A 17,145-nucleotide genomic window follows, 5' to 3' on the forward strand; every position below is an offset into this window, starting at 1 on the left:
CCGCAGGCGAGTGATGCACGGGGAACAGGCCAAGGGATTTGCGCATGCGCATCGAATCGTGCGGCGATGGTACCGGCTGCATGCCGGCATGTGATTGCCCGGGTGGCGGTTTTCGGCAGTGGCGGCGGGAACCATGAGCCTGCGGCGACGTAGAACGCGCGATGCTCCATCGGTTGCACCCCTTCACCGCGCTCGGTGCCCTGCTGCTGCCCCTTGCTGCGATCCCGGCGTGGCTGGGTCAACCGGTTGCGGCGGCTGGTCTGTTGGTGCTGGCGCACGGCTTCGTACTGCTCGAGTTCAAGAAGTACACGAGCGAGCATCAATTCGCCATGATCCTGGCCACGGCGCTGGCCCTCGGCATCCTCCTGGACCTGCGGCACTCCGAGTGGCCGCTGCTGACGATGTCACTGCTGCTGGCATCCATGGCTGCCGTGGCCCGGCAGGCCTTCATGCAACGCTTCACCTATGTCAATCTGCTCTGGCTTGATACCGGAATGGCCTTGGCCGCGCTTGCGCTCTGGCTGGCCGTTCTCCAAGACCGGCCGTTCGCCTGGGACCTTTGGCTGGCCCCCATCCTGCCCATCGGCTTCGCCTTGGGCCTCACGGTGAGCTATGTGCAGGACGCGCACCGGATGCGCCAGCGGACGCGCTTCGGGTACCGCGTCCAGCCCGGCATGCCCGCCATCGACTTCGAATTGCCCGACCAAACCGGCGAAACCGTCCGCCTATCGGACTTCCGGGGCCGGCACCCGGTGCTGCTCATCTTCGTGCGCGGCGACTGGTGCCCGGGTTGCCACATGATGCTGCGGACCTACGAGCGCAGCCGGCAGCGGTTCCTGGATAAGGGCGTGCACGTGGTGGCTGTGGGCCCCGATGACCTGGAGGTGAACCGTGACATGGTGCAGCGCATCGGCGTCAGCTACCGCATGCTCAGCGACGACGAACAGGCTGTGAGCGCGAGGTACGGTGTGGTGTACAGCAACCCGGTCATTGAACTGGGGGTGGACTACGCGGAAGGCATTCCCCTCCCGGCTTCATTCCTGATCGATCGAGAAGGCATCGTGCGCTATGTATCGCGCCCCGATCGGGTGGGGGAATTCCTCGACCCGGAGCTCATCTTCGGAGTGCTCGAGCAGCTTACCCCGAGCACCAGCCCTGCATGGACCTGAGCGTGGGATTGGCGCTTGGGGCCCTGCCCATGGCCATGCTGGGCGCGGCGGTGGCCTTGGCGCACGCCTACAACCGGCTGCGCGAGCGGCACGAGGGCGCGGAGCGTGACCGTGAGAGCTACCTGCAGGTGCTGGAGGGCAGCAACGATGCGCTGTTCGTGATCGACTTCGTGAATGGGCGCATCCATCAGGCCAACGCCCGGGCGGCCCAGCTGCTCGGCCACCCCGTGGAGCGCCTCACCCGCCTCACCATCTTCGACCTGCACCCGCAGGAACTCATCCGCCGCAGCGCGGAGCGCATCGCAGAGGCATGGGAGAACAAGGGGTCGGTGTATGCGGACATCCCCTTGGTGGCGGCTGATGGCGAACGCATCCACGTGGAATGCAGCACGCGGGTCACCTCCCACAATGGCAAACCGGCCATCATCCTCTTCGCACGCGACATCCGTGGGCGGCGGGCCTTGGAGGCCCGTGTGGCGGAGCAGCAGGCCATGGTGACCCGCCAGAACGAGGAACTGCTCGCGAGCATCCGCTATGCCCGCCGCATCCAGCGGGCGGTGCTGCCCGAGGCGGACGGGCTTCAGGCCCTTTGCCCCGAGAGCTTCATCCTCTTCCGGCCACGCGACCTGGTGAGCGGCGACCTTTTCTGGTTCGCCGAGGTTGATGGGCGCAAGGTGGTGGCCGCTGCGGATTGCACGGGCCATGGTGTGCCCGGGGCCCTGCTCAGCCTAATCGGCGCAGCCCTGTTCCAGGAGATTGTGCGCGACCGCCGCACGGTGGAGCCCGCGGCCATCCTCGATGCCCTTCGCGAAGGATTCATGCAGGTGCTCAACCGCAATGAAGGGGCCAGCCATCGCGATGGCATGAACGTGAGCGTGGCGGCGCTGGATGCCGGCCATGCCACCCTGCGCTTCGCCGGCGCCTATCATCCCCTGTACCTGCTGCGTGACGGTGCCATCACCGAGCTGAAGGGCGACCGCATGCCGATCGGCATCCATGAGGGGGAGGTAGCGCCCTTCACGCAGCAGGAGGTGGCCTTGCTGCCCGGGGATCGCATCTACCTGTTCTCCGATGGCATCACCGATCAGTTCGGCGGTGCCGCCGGGAAGAAGCTGCGCGGCGCGGGATTCAGGCAATGGCTCCTGGATACGGCGAGCCTGTCCATGGAGGAGCAGCATCAGGCCCTCAGCGACCGCTTCCGCATCTGGAAGGGCGAAGAGGAGCAGGTGGATGATGTGCTGCTGATCGGAATCCAGGCCTGATCAGCGCCCCAGGTCGTCATCCGCGCCCGATTCGAGGATGAACTCCGATAGCGCCAACCGGTCCAGCCGCCGCTTCAGCAACGACGTGTCGATCAGGGTCTCCTTGCGCACGGTGTAGAGCAGCAGGCGCTCGTCCCCGAAGAACTGCCGCGTGAGGCCAGGCTCGATGGGGTTGAGATAGGCGCCCCACCGGCCTCCCACGAAGAGCACGCCGGCAGCGCCCTGGGATTCATGCGCCTCACGCCTCCAGCTCCTGCGGTCATAGCCCGCGCCATAGGTCGGAGGGAAGTCCGGGTCGAGCGCCTCGCAGGCGTAGCAGATCAGGTGGGCCTCGAAGTGCCAGGCATGATCGTCACGGATGCCCGGCCAACGGATGGGCACCACGAGCCGCGCATCCGATGTTTGAGCGGCGCGCTTCACCCGCGCGCAGAGGTCGCGCACCTCAGTGATCGGTTCCTCGCGCACCCACGCGCAGCCCTGATGCTCCAGCTCCTGATGAACGGTCGCTTCCAAGCCGATGAGCCGCACGGTGCCGACGGCGAGCAGCAGCCCGGGAAGGCCGATCATCGCCCAGCGCGGCGGCTTGATGCGGCGGAGCAGCAGTGCAGCGGCCCCAGCCAGGATCAGGGGCAGGCCGAGCATCATCCGCGACTGCGGGAAGAACACGCTGGCGCAGCCCTCGTGCACCTTGGGCAGGCCAAGGGCGAGAAGAAGGACGATCAATGACATGAGTACGGCCGCACCGGGCTTCCGATCGCCTCTGACGATCAGGGCCGCGCCAATAGCGGCTGGCAAGGCGAAGGCCAACCAGCCCAGGCCATCGAATGGGTGCATGTGCATCACATGCGCGTTGATCCCGGTGATGCCCTCGCGCAGCAGGTCAACGGAGAAGGTCATGTCGCTGGGCAGCAGCGGATGCACCACGGTGCCGGGCCGGGCCGCGTACCATGCTTGCGCGGCCCGGTGCGTCGCATAGCCGATCGCCAGGCTCGACGCGCCAGCCACCCATAGCGAGAGATCACGGGCCTTGGACAGCACCAGCCAAAGCGCGATGGCGGCCACCACGGGCAGCGCATTGGGGTTGCACAGGAGCGCCAGCATGAGCGTGAAACCGATGAGGAAGTGCCGCAGCCATGCATTCCGTGCGTGGAGCATCCACGGGATGAGGGCCAGCAGGGCCAGCCCGTGCACCCAGCCCCGCGGCATGGCGGTAATGAGGCCCCAGTGCACCGGCAGCAGCAGGGGCATGGCTGCGAGTATCACCGCCGCTGTCACGGCGTTCTGCCGCCGGGCCCACCACGCCCATGACCAGAACGGGAGCAGGGTCAGCAGCGAGGTGACGATGGGCAGCGCGATCCAAGGCGCTGCTCCCAAGCGCACGAACGGCGCGGCCAGCAGCGCTTCGAGCATGGGATTGTAGTTCTGGCCGTATAGGTAGGGCTCCCTGAAGATGCCCTGTCCGTAGTCCCTGGCCACCTGCTGGATGAGCGCGTCATCGATACCGATGTGGGTGAAGGCGAAGCGGTGAAGCAGCCAGATTCGCTGCAAGACAGCCAGGCTGATGATGATCCAGAGCACCAGCCTGCCGCCTGAGCGCATGTCCTTGACACTCATTGCGCTGGGAGGGGGCCGAGGTCCCGGCCTAGGCGATCCAGGATTTCGCTGAGCGGCATCCCATTGCCGCGCAGGAGCAGCGCCCGTCTTCCCCGGATCGTTGCGGGAAATGCACCCGGAAGCGACCGCATGCCTTCATCCCAGATCGAATCGTCGCAGCCCAGGAGCAGGATGGTTGGGAATACGGCGTTCCGCGAAGCGGACCGCAAGTGGTATCGGCGATCATGCCCGACGAACAGGGTGTTAGGCACATGGGGATTGAGCAGCGGTGCGGCATAGGAAAGCACGGCGGAGCGCTTCTCCGGATCGTTGGAGAAGGCAACGACCAGGTCGATGCCTTCGCTGGCCGATATTTCGGCGATGGCATCCGCATCTGCCTGAAGCGCGGCAATGGTTGCCGTGGCAATGGGCAATTCCAAAGGTTCTCCGAACTGTTGCGCGATCACGGCCTCGAGGTTGAGCGCCTTCCACCCCACGAGGAGAGGGGCGATGATGAGCAGCGCCCTCGAGATGGTAACGGCACTGGGCGGCCCCCAAGGCACCTGCGCGGCAGCCCAACCCATGATCAAGGGCATGGCCAGGAACATCCGGGAAAGGGGGTAGACTACGTGGTCATGGCCGTCCATGGTCTTGGGGAAGGCGAAGGACAGCGCAACCACTGAAGTGCTGGCAGCCAGGGCGATGGAGACACCCGGTCTGCGCAGCCGAAGGAATAAGGGAACCGCTGCGACCAGCAACCAGATCACCGCCTCCCCATTCGGCCACCATAGCGGACAGAGCCAGGCGAAGTGCCTGTCGAGTTGGCCAAGCGCTTCGGGGATGAACTCAGCCGGGTGGAATGTCAGTCGCCAGTCGTCGATCCGGTGCACCACGCGTTCCGGATGGGCGGCATAGAAATGGTAGCCCGCCCAGGCAGCCAGCAATGCCGGGAGTGCGCCACCGAGGATGCAGAACACACCTTTGAGCCCCCCGCGGTTCGTCCAGATGTGCCAAACAATGAACGTGGCTGCAAGGGGCAGGGCATTCGGATTGACGGCGACGGCGGCAGCGGCGAGGAATCCGAGAAGTCCGTCGCGCATCTCGGCCCGACGGATGCTAAGCACCCACGGGAGCAGCGCCAGTAGCGCCAAGCCATTGACGAAGCCGCGGGTCATGGTGGTCATGAGCCCCCATTCTATGGGCAGCAGTGCCGGACAGGCCGCGAGCAGTGCGCCGGCGGTCCATCGTCCGCGATGCGCCTCCCAAGCCGCCCAGGAGAGGAAGGGGGCGAGCGCCAGGATGGACGTGGCCACGGGCATTGCGGCCTGTATGGGAGCGCCGAGCCAGAGCAACGGAACGGCGACGAGCGATTCGAGTGCGGGGTTGTAGTTCTGGCCATACAGGAAAGGCTCTCGGAAAATGCCGTTTGCCATGTCCGATGCGGCGGTCCAGAAGACCACATCGTCCGCGCCCGTGTACCGCAGGCCGAACCCGATCAGCACCATCAACCGGTCAATCAGGGTGGCACCCACTGCCGCTGCGAACGCCCCCTTGCTCCAGGCGTCTGTTTCGGAGCGGAGCGCTTTCATTGCACAGGGCGAGGTACGATCAACGATGTCATGCCGAAGGTCTCATCGGGCCCCATCCAATTCCACCCGCCATCCCGCCGCAGCCAGGTCAACTGGCGCTTGGCGTAATTGCGCGTGTGCTGCTTGATCAGCGCGATGGCCGATTCGAGGGTGAGCGTGCCGTCGAAATACTGGAAGAGCTCACGGTATCCCACGGTCTGCAGCGCATTGAGTGCGCGATGCGGCAGGAGGGAGCGCGCCTCCTCCACCAGGCCCTCGGCCATCATACGATCCACCCGGGCATCGATTCGGCGATAGAGTTCCTCTCGGGGCACGTCCATGGCGATGCGGACCAGGCGCATGTCGGTGCGGTCTCCGGCGCCGGAGCGCTGCGCACTGAAGGGCTTTCCGGTGAGCAGGCACACCTCCAGCGCACGGATCACGCGGTGCGGGTTGCTGCGGTCGATGCGTGCGGCGGTGACCGGGTCGAGGCGCTCGAGCTCTTTCAGCAGGTCGGGCATTCCGCCGGAATCGGTGCGCCGTATCAGGCGCTCCCGGAGCCGCGTATCGCTCAGGGGCAATGGGTCAAGCCCCTTCACCAGCGCATCGATGTACAGCCCGCTGCCGCCCACGAGCACGGCCACGCCATGCCTCTCTAGCAATTCCTGCAGCACCGGTTCCGCCTCGCGCGCGAACCTGCCGGCGCTCCACGTATCCTCCAGCTCCAGATGCCCGAGGAAATGGTGCTTCACCCCGCCGAGCTCCGGCTCCAAGGGGCGCGCCGTACCGATGCGCATGGCCCGGTAGAACTGCCGGGAGTCCGCGCTGATCACCTCCGTGCCGAAGTGCCGGGCCAGCGCAATGCCGGCATCCGTCTTCCCCGAGGCCGTGGGACCGCCAACGATGAGGAGTGTGCGCATGGTCTCGCAGGGCGATTGCCGGTAGCCCGGCGTCCGTCGCTCCGCGGCCTCGAGGTGGGCGATGAGCGCGGGCGCGGGTTCAAGTAACGCAACGCCTACCGGAAATCCTCGCTCGATTCATCGAAGGCCTCGCCGCCCTCCTCGCCGCCTTCGTCTCCGAAGGGGTCATCCTCTTCGCCTTCCTCGTACCCGTGCTCCTCATCGTCCAGCGCATAGGGGTCCTCATCCAGGATGCCGGCGGTGAGCTCATCCTCCTTGCTGTGCTCATCCGGCGCATCATTCATGCTCAGCACCACCCGCGGGTAGGTCACCCCGGGCTCGGGGTCGCCCGCGCCGATGAGCTCCACCATGAAGAGCCACATATGGAGGAAGTCGTAGGCATAGATGAAGCGCTGATTCGCGCTCCGGATGTGGTCGCTGATCAGCACCTCGTGCATGAGCGCCGGCACAGAGCCTTCTTCGGCGAATCCCATGTCGGCAAGGGGAACCTCTGCGCCCTTGTCCCAATTCTCGTCGCTCACATAGAAGGCCGCCATCTCCTGGCCGATGAATCCGAAGGCGTCCTTGATCGCGGTGTGGAGATCGAGGAAGGTCTGCTCGCTCCCGATCTCGATGTCGCGGAAGGCCTCGCTGGGGTGGTCGATCAGTACGCGGAAACGGTAGATTCTCACTGGGGTGCTTGAAGGTTGCAGGTTGTGCCGGAGGCAGGTTGAGGGTTGGGCACGGTTCCTCCGGACCTGACGGCGAATCTACACGGAGAGGGCAACCTTCAAGCCCCAACCCCATCAACCGGCTTCACCCCCAGCTTCCTTCCGGTCTCCAGCATCAGCGCCCACGCCTGCTCGCGGTCATTCTGGATCACGCCGTCCAGGATCGCGTCCTTGATCACGGTCTTGATGTCGCCGATGAGCTTGCACGGCGGGATGTTGAAGGCGCGCATGATGTCCTCGCCGGTGATGGGCGGCTGGAAGTTGCGCACGCGGTCCTTCGCCTCCACGTCCTTCAGCTTCTGCATCACCAGTTCGTAGTTCCGCAGGTAGCGGTCCTTCTTCTTCTCGTTCTTGCTGGTGATGTCGGCACGGCAGAGGATCATGAGCGCGTCGATGTCGTCGCCGGCATCGAAGAGCAGGCGGCGGATGGCGCTGTCGGTGACCTCCTCCTTGGTGAGCGCGATCGGCCGCAGGTGCAGGGCCACGAGCTTCTGCACGAACTTCATCTGCTCGTCAAGCGGCAGCTTCAGGCGGCGGAAGATCCTGGGAACCATGCGCGCGCCCTTGTCCTCGTGGCCGTGGAAGGTCCAGCCGACCCCCGGCACGAAGCGCTTCGTCGAGGGCTTGGCGATGTCGTGCAGCACGGCCGCCCATCGCAGCCAAAGGTCATTGCTCTGCTGGGCCACGTTGTCGAGCACCTGCAGCGTATGGTAGAAGTTGTCCTTGTGGCCGATGCCGAACCGCTCCTCCGCCCCGGCCAGATCCAGGAACTCGGGGAAGAACTCGGCCATCAGCCCGCTCTCACGGAGCAGGACGAAGCCTACGCTGGGCTTGGCCGCGAGGATGATCTTGTTCAGCTCCGCATGGATCCGCTCGGCGCTGATGATCTCCAATCGCTTTGCGTTTCGTTGGATGGCCTCGAAGGTGACCGGATCGATCGTGAAGCCGAGTTGCGTGGCGAACCGCACGGCGCGCAGCATGCGCAGGGGGTCGTCGCTGAAGGTGATGTCCGGGTCGAGCGGGGTCCGGAGCAGGCCTTGGTCCAGGTGCAGGATGCCGCCGAAGGGGTCCACCAGCGCGCCCGTGCTCCCCGCATTCAGCGAGATGGCCAGGGCGTTGATCGTGAAGTCGCGGCGCTCCTGATCATCCTTGATGGTGCCCGGCTCCACCTCGGGCTTGCGGCTGTTGCGGTTGTAGCTCTCCTTGCGCGCCCCCACGAACTCCACCTGCAGCTCACCGAGCATGAACATGGCTGTGCCGTAATTCCTGAAGACATGCACGGCTCCCGCGTCCAGCCGCTTCGCCACGGCTTCCGCGAAGGCGATGCCATCGCCCTCCACCACGAAGTCGATGTCCTTGCACGGCCGCCCGATCAAGCGGTCCCGCACGTAGCCGCCGATGGCGAAAGCCGGTATTCCCTGCTGCGCGGCTTCAGCGGCCACCGCGGCGAATAGCGGCTCGTCGGCAACGCCATCGAGGCGCGCAGGATCAACGGTGTATCGGTGCCCGGTCGGCATTGGGCCGCGAAAGTAGCGGGCCGATGCCTGGGTCAGGGCGAGTTCACAAGCACTTGAACTGATCGAAGGGCTCCAGGCAGTCGTTGCAATTCCACAGCGCCTTGCAGGCCGTGCTGCCGAAGGCGGAGAGCATCACGGTGTTCGTGGAGCCGCATTGCGGACAGGCCACCACGGGTTGTTCGCCCTTCAGCGCGCGGATGTCGGCGGTCTTCTCGGGCGGCGCGATGCCGTATTCCTTCAGCTTGCGCTTGCCGGTCTCGGTGATCCAGTCCGTGGTCCAGGCAGGGGAGAGGCTCGTCCTCACCTCCACGGAAGGCACGCCCGCCTCCAGCAGTTCCTTCTTGATGTCGGCCGCCATCACATCCATGGCCGGGCAGCCGGTGTAGGTGGGCGTGATGGTGACGATGGCCTTCCCGTCGGGCTCCACCTCCACCTGCCGCACCACGCCCAGCTCCAGCACGTTGATGGCCGGGATCTCCGGGTCCTTCACGTAGTCGAGGAGCTCGAGGATGCGGTCCTTGGTGATCATGGGTCTTCGTAGTTCACCGCAAAGACGCAAAGGCCGCCAAGGCTATCCAGAGGAAGGCAACGTGCTTCCTTCGCGCTCTTGGCGTCTTGGCGGTGCGCATTCCTACCACTCCGCCCCCGGGTACGCGCGCTGCAGGTATTGCATCTCGGCCAGGATGTAGCCGAGGTGTTCGCTGTGCTTGCCTTGGCGGCCGCCCGTGGCCATGAAGCCGTCGGCGGGGCGCTTCAGCGTGGCCACACCCAGCACCTTATCCACGGTGGCATCGAAGGCGGCCTTGATCTTCGCGAGATCGGGCGCGATGCCGGCCTTCAGCAGTTGCTGGTGGATCTCATCCATCACGAAGAGGTCGCCGGTGTAGGTCCACAGGTTGTCGAGCGCCTCCTGGGCGCGGCGGTGGCTCTCCTCAGTGCCGTCGCCGAAGCGGATCAGCCAGTCGCTGCTGTGCTTCACGTGGTACTGGGCCTCCTTCACGGCCTTGGCGGCAATGGCGGCCAACTGGGCATCGGCGCTCTTGGTGAGGGCCTCGGCCAGCGGCAGGTGGTAGGCATCGAACAGGAAGCTCCGCACGATGGTGTGCGCGTAGTCGCCGTTGGGCTGCTCCACGAGCTTGGTGTTCACGAATTGCCGCTCGTTCCGCAGGTAGGCGAGGTCGTCTTCGTCGCGACCCTTGCCCTCCACCTGGCCGGCGTAGGTGTACAGGTTGCGCGCCTCGCCGATGTGGTCCAGCGCCCGGTTGGTGAGGGCGATGTCCTCCTCCAGGATGGGCCCGTGCCCGCACCACTCGCTCAGGCGGTGACTGAGGATGAGGAGGTCGTCCGCGAGGCGGAGCGTATACGTGAACAGTGCCTGGCTCATGGTGAATGGGACTTGGCGAATGGCGAATGGGGAATGCGCATAAGCACCATTCACCATCTCCCATTCGCCATTCACTAAATGTATTTCGCCCCCTCGGGCATGGTGTAGAAGGTGGGGTGCCGGTAGGTCTTGTCGTCGGCGGGGTCGAACAGCATCGCTGCATCATCGGGCTGGCTGCTGCTGATGGCGCCGGCGGGCACCACCCAGATGCTCTGGCCTTCCTGGCGGCGGGTGTACACGTCGCGGGCGTTCTCGATGGCCATCTGTGCGTCGGCGGCGTGCAGGCTGCCCACATGCTTGTGCTCCAGGCCGCGCTTGCTCTGGATGAAGATCTCCCAGAGGGGCCAGTTGTTCGGGTTGTCGGTCATGGGGTCCGGTGGTATCAAATGGTAGGTCGACCCGGTGGGTCGACGCTACAGGTACTTCGATCAGGCGGCTTGCTTCTTCTTGGCCTTCTTGGCGGCATGGGCCAGCGCGGCCTCGCGCACCCAGGCGCCGTTGTCATGGGCCTTGTTGCGGGCGGCCAGGCGTTCCTTGTTGCAGGGACCGTTGCCGGCCACCACGTTGTTGAATTCCGTCCAGTCGATCTCGCCGAAGTCGTAATGCTGGGTGGCCTCGTTCCACTTCAGCTTCGGGTCGGGGATAGTGAGGCCGATCACTTCGGCCTGCTGCACGGTGCGGTCGATGAAGGTCTGGCGCAGCTCATCGTTGCTCTGGCGCTTGATCTTCCACTTCATGCTCTCGGCGCTGTGCGGGCTGTTGGCGTCCGTGGGGCCGAACATCATCAGGCTGGGCCACCACCACCGGTTCAGGGCGTCCTGCGCCATCTCCTTCTGCTCGGGCGTGCCCTTGGCCAGCACGGCCATGATCTCGTAGCCCTGGCGCTGGTGGAAGCTCTCCTCCTTGCAGATGCGCACCATGGCCCGGGCGTAGGGACCGTAGCTGGTGCGGCACAGCATCACCTGGTTCATGATGGCCGCGCCGTCCACCAGCCAGCCGATGGCGCCGATGTCGGCCCAGGTGAGGGTGGGGTAGTTGAAGATGCTGCTGTACTTGGCCTTGCCGCTCAGCAGGTCGTCGATGGTCTGCTCGCGGGAGACGCCCAGGGTCTCGCAGGCGCTGTACAGGTAGAGACCATGGCCAGCCTCGTCCTGCACCTTGGCGAGCAGGATGGCCTTGCGGCGCAGGTTGGGGGCCCGGGTAATCCAGTTGCCCTCCGGCAGCATGCCCACCACCTCGCTGTGCGCGTGCTGGCTGATCTGGCGGATGAGGGTCTTTCGGTATTTCTCGGGCATCCAGTCCTTCGGCTCGATCTTCTGTTCGGCGTCGATCTTGGCTTGGAACAGCTCTTCCAGGTTCTTAACGTCCGTCATGGCTGCATACTTGGCGGCCAAGATAGGACCCTGGCCTTGGTAGGTATTGAGTTGCGTCAGTTTCCGAACAGAGGCCCGACCGCCCTTGTTCGGAACGCGTACGGCACTGCGGCAGGCGTCTATTTTTGCCGCCCTTCCGCCAGCGCGGGTCATCATCACAGCCACGAAGCAGCAGCCCTCCCATGTCCCGATTCCACACCCTTGAGGTGTCCGCCGTGCATCATGAGACGCCCGAGAGCATCGTCATCGATTTCGCTGTTCCAGAGGCATCCCGTTCGGACTTCGCGTTCCAGCATGGCCAGTACCTCACGCTCCGCCTGACGGTGGATGGCGAGGAGCTCCGGCGCTCCTACAGCATCTGCAGCTGTCCGTTGGATGCGGGCGGGCTGAGCATCGCTGTGAAGAAGGTGCCCCATGGCCGCGCCAGCACGCAGCTCGTGGACAAGCTGAAGCCGGGCATGCGAATCGAGGCGATGCCCCCGATGGGGGGCTTCACCACGCCGCTCGACCCCTCGAAGGCGCGCCACTTCGTCCTGTTCGCTGCGGGCAGCGGGATCACGCCGATCATGAGCATCCTGGAGACCGTGCTGAGGACCGAGCCGCGGAGCCGGGTGACGCTTTTCTACGGCAACCGCTCGGAGGACGCCATCATCTTCAAGCGCAAGCTGGGTGAGATGGCCGCGGCGCACCCCGACCGTCTCCATGTCCATCACATCATCAGCCAGGGCCGTGGTGCAGATGCGCTTCACCAGGGCCGCATCACCGGTGAGCGCGCATCCGCCCTGATGGATGCTTTTGCCTCCGATGAGCTGGGCAAGGAGTACTTCGTCTGCGGGCCTGAGCAGATGATCGCTGCCGTGCGCGAGGTGCTGGAAGGGAGGGGCGTCGACCGCAGGAGCATCCATTTCGAGCTGTTCACCACGCCGGTGGCGGCACCTGTCGAGAAAAAGGCGGCTGCTGCGGGTGAGGCCTCGTTCACCGGCGTGGCCGATGTCAAGGTGATCCTCGATGGCCGGGAGCATGAGCTGAAGGTGCCCGCCCGGGGCGATGCCGTGCTGGATGCCGCGCTCGATGCGGGGCTCGATGTGCCGTTCGCCTGCAAGGGCGCGGTCTGCTGCACCTGCAAGGCACGGGTGCTCGAGGGCCGGGTGGAGATGGAGATGAATTACGCGCTGACGGACGACGAGGTGGCCGATGGCTACGTGCTCACCTGTCAGACCCACCCACGCTCGCAGCGCGTGGTGATCGACTACGACCAGCACTAGCGGACGTGCCGCCGGAACGGAACAAGGCGGGCCTGCAGGCCCGCCTTCCTGTTCCTCCTGCCTTGCTCGGTTGGTTCCGTGAGGCGGAGGAGGGCTTCCGGTTCAGAACGTGGCGCTGGCGATGCCCGCCAGGCGGGTCTGGATGTGGCTGAGGTAGTGCTCGCTGTGGTAGAATCCGCCCATTTCCGCATCGTAGCGGATGATGGCACTGGGAAAGTCCGTGTAGAAGGGGTCCACGCCCTGTGCGTTGGGGCGCTGGAGGTTCACGAAGCACTCGTAGTCGGGGTAGCTCACAAGGTCCTTGGGCAGGGTGGTGTCGATGTAGAGCATCTTCTCCTGGAAGCCGGGCTTGATGATGCGCACCGTATAGAACTGGTCGATGTCCAGCTCCAGCTCGAATCGGCCGCGCTTGTCGACCCCCAGCTTGCCCATCTCCTCGTTGTCGCGGTAGAGGATCATGTCGAAGCCATCCTTTACCTGCACGCCTTCCACCATCACGTGACCGTGCACGGGAACATACCAGCCTTCGGCCTGGTCGCGGCGGTCAACGAGCTTGCCCTTGGTCGGCGTGCTCTGGGCGATGGCCGAGCCGGTGAGCAGCAAGGCGGCTAGCAGCGTGAGGGCGGAAGGGGAATGGCGTGCGGTGCGCATGGCTCGCTTGGTTTTGCGCCTGATACGCTGCCGATCATTGCGGGGTTACGCTCAGGCCACCTGCCCGAACGGCATCGCAGCCGGCCTGGCGCCGGCCGTGGGGATGCGGATGTGGATGGTGGTGCCCTGGCCCACCGCGCTCTCCGCCCAGGCCTCGCCGCCATGCTTGGCCACGATGCGGTGCACGATGGCGAGGCCCACGCCGGTACCCTCGAACTGATCGGCCTTGTGCAGTCGCTTGAAGGCGCCGAAGGCCTGGTCCTTGTGCTTGGCATCGAAGCCCACGCCGTTGTCCCTCACCCAGAGGTGGTCGTGGTCGCCTTCACGGGCATGGCCCACGGTGATCGCTGGCCCGTCCACGGTACGCGTGAATTTGAGGGCGTTGGAGAGCAGGTTGTGCAGGACGACCTTCAGCATGGGCGCATCGGCGTGCACCAGTGCTTCAGGGCCGATATCGACCCGGATCTGCCCCAGCCGCTCCGGCGGCGCGATCTCGGATGCCGCTTCGCGCACGATGTCGGCAACCGCCACCTCGCGCCGCTCGATCTCGCGGGTATTGGTCTGGGAGAACCGGAGCAGGTCGTCCACGAGCTGGATCATCTGGCGCGCGCCGCGCTCGATGCGCTCGGCGTAGGGCAGGCATTCGGCCAGGGCCTCATCCTGCTCGGCCGTCGTGCGCAGCAACTCGCTCAGCGCGGCGATGTTCTTCAGGGGCGAGCGCAGGTCGTGCGCCACGGAGTAGGAGAACGAGCCCAGGTCCTCCAGGGCCTCCAGGAGCTGTGCAGTCCGCACGGCCACCCGCTTGTCCAGGTCGGCATTGAGCTTCTGCAGGCGCTTCTCCTCCTGCCGGCGGTCGGTCACATCCTTGATGATCGCCTGGAAGACGTTCCGGTGGCCGCGCTGGGCGCCCAGGTAGGTGGCCGTCATCAGGCAGTCGATCACCGCGCCTTGGGGCGTGCGCAAGGTGAGGTCCACATTCACGAAGTCCTTGCCGGAGCGGTGGCAGCGAAGCCGTTGCACGAGCGCAGGGGCGTCCTGAAGATATCCCGTGAAGCGGTTCCTCAGCAGTTCCTCCCGGTCCGTTCCCAGCAGCCGGGCGCAGGCGGCATTCGCCTCGAGCACCTGGCCGCGCTGGTCCACGATCACGATCGGGTCGGCGGTGGTCTCGAACACCTGGGCGTAGCGGTCCAGCAGCACCTCCTTTTCCTGCCTGAGCTGGTGTATCTCGTAGGCCTGGCGGATCCGCAGCTTCAGGTCGTTCTCGTCCCAGGGCTTGGTGGCGTATGCGTAGATGCCCCCTTCGTTCACGGCCCGCACCACGGCCTCCAGGTCGGAATAGCCGGTGAGCAGCATGCGCATGGCCTCCGGGTGCCGCGCCCGGGCGATGGCGAGGAATTCGCTGCCGCTCATGCCTGGCATGCGCTGATCGGAGATGATCACGTGCACCGTCTCCCGGGCCAGCAGGTCGAGCGCCTCCTGGCCCGACCCGGCGAGCAGGACGTCCATGTCCCTGCGGAATGCGGCTTTGAAGGACTTCAGGTTGTTCTCCTCGTCATCGACGAAGAGCACGCGGATGCGATCGTTGGCCATGGATCAGGCGCGTTGCTGGGCCGGGCGGCTCTGGCGCACCGGCAGGGTGATGGTGAATTCGGTGCCCACGCCGGGCTGGCTGACCACATCGATGGTGCCCCCGTGGTCGCAGATGATGCCGTATACGATGGCGAGCCCCAGCCCTGTCCCTTCGCCCACGGGCTTGGTGGTGAAGAAGGGGTCGAAGATCCGGGCCTTCACCTCTTCGGTCATTCCAACTCCGGTGTCCGTGATGCGCACCAGTACGCGGTCCTCGTGCGTCATCGTGCGGGCCTCCACCACCCGTTCACGCCCATCCGCGCGGGCCATCGTCGCCTGCGCCGCATTGGAGAGGATGTTCATGAAGACCTGGTTCACCTTGCCAGGGAAGCACTCCACCTTGGGGATCTCCCCCAGATCGAGCCTGAGCTCAATCCGGTCGCGGTATTGGGGGGCCAGCACCGTCAGGGTGCTGCGCAATCCCTCGTTCAGGTCGGCGGGCTTCAGGTCGTCCTCGTCCAGGCGGGAGAAGTTCCGCAGCCCGCGTACGATCTCGGCGGTTCGACGTGCGCCCTCGGCCATGGAGCCGATGATGTCATCCAGCTCATCGATGGTCTCGCCGATGCCCAGGGCCTCCTCCTCGGCCTTCACCCGTTCCAGCTCCGCGGCGGCGCGATGCGGGTCCACGGTGCGGTAGGCCCGGATCACGTTCACCACATCCGCGATGTTCCGGCGCAGCGGCGCGATGTTGCTCGTGATGAAGTTCACGGGGTTGTTGATCTCGTGGGCGATGCCCGCGGTGAGCTGACCCAGGGAGGCCATCTTCTCGCTGCTCACCAGCTGCACCTGTGTCCGCTTGAGGTGCTCATTGCTCTCCTCCAAGGCGGCCGTGCGCTGCTTCACCTTCTCCTCCAGCACCATGTTCTGCTCGCGGATGAGCCGCTCGTTCTCCTGGGCCATGGCCAGCGATTCGGCCTGCGAGCGCTCCTTGTCGCGCCGCAGGATGTTGATGCGGTCGGCTAGACCGAAGGAGAGGAGGACGCCTTCAAGTACGGACCCCACAGGCATTGAATAGCCGGTCAGTTGGTTGTATGGCAGGAAGTTCAGGTCGCGCAGGATGTAGGCGATGACACCGAGCAGGAAGAAGGACCAGGCGAACAGGAAGAACCCGGCATGGCGGGACCGCTTCCGGATACCCGATACCGCGATAATGATGAGGAAAAGCGGATAGGTGCCCGAAAGCACTTGTGCCACGTGGTAGGCGGCCAGGTCGGCATTGCCAATGGTCAGCCCGATGCATCCCGCAATCGCCGCGAGGAACGCCTTCATCACTACATCCTGCCTTGGCAGGAGTTCGACCGTGCCGATGAATTTGCGGACGAAGAGCCCGGCGAAGAACATCGAGCAGAGCGTGAAGAGTACGGAGGCCTTCGTGGCGAACCAGGTGAACCCGGGCCAGATAAGCTCCTGTCCGGCGCCCTGGAGGGTGAGCTGTGCGAAGCAAAGGCAGATGATGTAGAGTACATAGTACAAGTAGCTCCTGTCGCGGATGGATACGAACAGGAACAGATTGTAGAGGGCCATGACCATCATGATCCCGAAATAGCCGCCGATGATCAGGTTCTTCTTGTTCTTCGCAAGCAGGTGATCCACGCGGGTCGTGGCGATGAGCGGAAGCTGCATCTGCTTTGTGCTCTCCACTTCGAGCAGGAGGTCGGCCTGCCTGCCCGGCGGAAGATTCACGACGAAAGCCATGTCGTTTCCGATGGCCTCGGTCTCCGCCAAGGGGACGGCCTGCCCCAACTTGGCAATGATGCGCGGCCCGCTTGCGGTTAGCTCGTAGGCTGTCAACCGGTCGATTTCCGGGTAGGGAACGGAGATAACGAGCTCCTCGGCCCTCGATTCATTAATGATGCTGAACTTGACCCACCGCGCATGCGGCTGCAGGCCGAGATTGGGTACTGCGGCAAGCGATTCAGCATATCCATTGAAGGCGGCGGCCTCTGAGGCATCCTTGAATTTCAGGTGCGATGGCAGAATGGCCAGGTACTCGCCCAATGGCCGGGTGGAGACCTTGCCGTTGAAGACATAGGCATCCTGTGCTGCCATCCCGTAAATGGGCAACAGGAACAGGAGAAGCGCAGACCGCAAGCAGGGGGCCCTG

15 protein-coding genes are annotated in these 17,145 nt (G+C 65.0%); 3 read left to right on the forward strand and 12 right to left on the reverse strand.

Annotation, left to right across the window (positions count from 1 at the left end; genetic code table 11):
* Positions 1–161: 161 nt before the first annotated feature.
* Both QY325_02940 and QY325_02945 read left to right on the forward strand, forming a co-directional pair.
* Entirely contained in the window at positions 162–1,169 is a 1,008-nt protein-coding gene (locus QY325_02940) for a peroxiredoxin family protein (GenBank protein ID WKZ66887.1), read from the forward strand.
* Positions 1,160–2,431: a SpoIIE family protein phosphatase gene (locus tag QY325_02945; protein ID WKZ66888.1), complete on the forward strand. Its 1,272-nt coding sequence runs from the start codon at positions 1,160–1,162 to the stop codon at positions 2,429–2,431. The genes QY325_02940 and QY325_02945 overlap by 10 nt, the downstream gene beginning before the upstream one ends.
* Here QY325_02945 and QY325_02950 read toward each other — a convergent pair whose 3' ends face one another.
* The 9 genes from QY325_02950 to paaA form a co-directional block, all read right to left on the reverse strand.
* Positions 2,432–4,030 carry a hypothetical protein gene (locus QY325_02950; GenBank protein WKZ66889.1) on the reverse strand — a complete coding sequence of 533 codons (1,599 nt, stop codon included), beginning with the start codon at positions 4,028–4,030 and terminating at the stop codon, positions 2,432–2,434.
* Between the two features lie 11 nt (positions 4,031–4,041).
* The gene (locus tag QY325_02955) at positions 4,042–5,613 is read right to left on the reverse strand and encodes a hypothetical protein (protein ID WKZ66890.1); all 1,572 of its coding nucleotides are present in this window, start codon (positions 5,611–5,613) and stop codon (positions 4,042–4,044) included.
* Positions 5,610–6,512 (reverse strand): tRNA (adenosine(37)-N6)-dimethylallyltransferase MiaA, encoded by a 903-nt coding sequence (miaA, locus tag QY325_02960; protein WKZ66891.1) that lies wholly within the window; start codon positions 6,510–6,512, stop codon positions 5,610–5,612. The genes QY325_02955 and miaA overlap by 4 nt, the downstream gene beginning before the upstream one ends.
* Positions 6,513–6,607: 95 nt before the next feature.
* Entirely contained in the window at positions 6,608–7,183 is a 576-nt protein-coding gene (locus tag QY325_02965) for a hypothetical protein (protein WKZ66892.1), read from the reverse strand.
* 98 nt (positions 7,184–7,281) lie between these two features.
* Positions 7,282–8,739 (reverse strand): HD domain-containing protein, encoded by a 1,458-nt coding sequence (locus QY325_02970; protein WKZ66893.1) that lies wholly within the window; start codon positions 8,737–8,739, stop codon positions 7,282–7,284.
* Positions 8,740–8,782: 43 nt separating this feature from the next.
* Entirely contained in the window at positions 8,783–9,268 is a 486-nt protein-coding gene (gene paaD / locus QY325_02975) for a 1,2-phenylacetyl-CoA epoxidase subunit PaaD (protein WKZ66894.1), read from the reverse strand.
* A gap of 102 nt (positions 9,269–9,370) precedes the next feature.
* A complete protein-coding gene (gene paaC, locus QY325_02980) occupies positions 9,371–10,123 on the reverse strand; it encodes a 1,2-phenylacetyl-CoA epoxidase subunit PaaC (GenBank protein WKZ66895.1) in 753 nt (250 codons plus the stop codon).
* A gap of 74 nt (positions 10,124–10,197) precedes the next feature.
* Positions 10,198–10,491 (reverse strand): 1,2-phenylacetyl-CoA epoxidase subunit PaaB, encoded by a 294-nt coding sequence (gene paaB / locus QY325_02985; GenBank protein WKZ66896.1) that lies wholly within the window; start codon positions 10,489–10,491, stop codon positions 10,198–10,200.
* 60 nt (positions 10,492–10,551) lie between these two features.
* Positions 10,552–11,496 carry a 1,2-phenylacetyl-CoA epoxidase subunit A gene (gene paaA, locus QY325_02990; protein ID WKZ66897.1) on the reverse strand — a complete coding sequence of 315 codons (945 nt, stop codon included), beginning with the start codon at positions 11,494–11,496 and terminating at the stop codon, positions 10,552–10,554.
* A gap of 182 nt (positions 11,497–11,678) precedes the next feature.
* On the opposite strand from paaA, the gene QY325_02995 reads away from it, so the two are divergent.
* Entirely contained in the window at positions 11,679–12,761 is a 1,083-nt protein-coding gene (locus QY325_02995) for a 2Fe-2S iron-sulfur cluster-binding protein (GenBank protein WKZ66898.1), read from the forward strand.
* A gap of 102 nt (positions 12,762–12,863) precedes the next feature.
* Here the strand turns inward: QY325_02995 and QY325_03000 are convergent, their stop codons facing one another.
* The 3 genes from QY325_03000 to QY325_03010 are packed head-to-tail and all read right to left on the reverse strand — an operon-like array spanning position 12,864 to position 17,090.
* Positions 12,864–13,412: a hypothetical protein gene (locus QY325_03000; protein WKZ66899.1), complete on the reverse strand. Its 549-nt coding sequence runs from the start codon at positions 13,410–13,412 to the stop codon at positions 12,864–12,866.
* Between the two features lie 51 nt (positions 13,413–13,463).
* Positions 13,464–15,002 carry an ATP-binding protein gene (locus QY325_03005; GenBank protein ID WKZ66900.1) on the reverse strand — a complete coding sequence of 513 codons (1,539 nt, stop codon included), beginning with the start codon at positions 15,000–15,002 and terminating at the stop codon, positions 13,464–13,466.
* 3 nt (positions 15,003–15,005) lie between these two features.
* Positions 15,006–17,090, reverse strand: coding sequence for a 7TM diverse intracellular signaling domain-containing protein (locus tag QY325_03010; protein ID WKZ66901.1), 2,085 nt, complete (start codon positions 17,088–17,090; stop codon positions 15,006–15,008).
* Positions 17,091–17,145 lie beyond the last annotated feature (55 nt).

The sequence above is a fragment of the Flavobacteriales bacterium genome (assembly GCA_030584065.1).
GTDB lineage: Bacteria > Bacteroidota > Bacteroidia > Flavobacteriales_F > PHOS-HE28 > PHOS-HE28.

Coding starts and splice junctions, on each gene's coding strand:
- QY325_02940 (WKZ66887.1), top strand. CDS start 162: ATGCTCCATCGGTTGCACCCCTTCACCGCGCTCGGTGCCCTGCTGCTG.
- QY325_02945 (WKZ66888.1), top strand. CDS start 1,160: ATGGACCTGAGCGTGGGATTGGCGCTTGGGGCCCTGCCCATGGCCATG.
- QY325_02950 (WKZ66889.1), bottom strand. CDS start 4,030: ATGCGCTCAGGCGGCAGGCTGGTGCTCTGGATCATCATCAGCCTGGCT.
- QY325_02955 (WKZ66890.1), bottom strand. CDS start 5,613: ATGAAAGCGCTCCGCTCCGAAACAGACGCCTGGAGCAAGGGGGCGTTC.
- miaA (WKZ66891.1), bottom strand. CDS start 6,512: ATGCGCACACTCCTCATCGTTGGCGGTCCCACGGCCTCGGGGAAGACG.
- QY325_02970 (WKZ66893.1), bottom strand. CDS start 8,739: ATGCCGACCGGGCACCGATACACCGTTGATCCTGCGCGCCTCGATGGC.
- paaD (WKZ66894.1), bottom strand. CDS start 9,268: ATGATCACCAAGGACCGCATCCTCGAGCTCCTCGACTACGTGAAGGAC.
- paaC (WKZ66895.1), bottom strand. CDS start 10,123: ATGAGCCAGGCACTGTTCACGTATACGCTCCGCCTCGCGGACGACCTC.
- paaB (WKZ66896.1), bottom strand. CDS start 10,491: ATGACCGACAACCCGAACAACTGGCCCCTCTGGGAGATCTTCATCCAG.
- paaA (WKZ66897.1), bottom strand. CDS start 11,496: ATGACGGACGTTAAGAACCTGGAAGAGCTGTTCCAAGCCAAGATCGAC.
- QY325_02995 (WKZ66898.1), top strand. CDS start 11,679: ATGTCCCGATTCCACACCCTTGAGGTGTCCGCCGTGCATCATGAGACG.
- QY325_03000 (WKZ66899.1), bottom strand. CDS start 13,412: ATGCGCACCGCACGCCATTCCCCTTCCGCCCTCACGCTGCTAGCCGCC.
- QY325_03005 (WKZ66900.1), bottom strand. CDS start 15,002: ATGGCCAACGATCGCATCCGCGTGCTCTTCGTCGATGACGAGGAGAAC.
- QY325_03010 (WKZ66901.1), bottom strand. CDS start 17,090: ATGGCAGCACAGGATGCCTATGTCTTCAACGGCAAGGTCTCCACCCGG.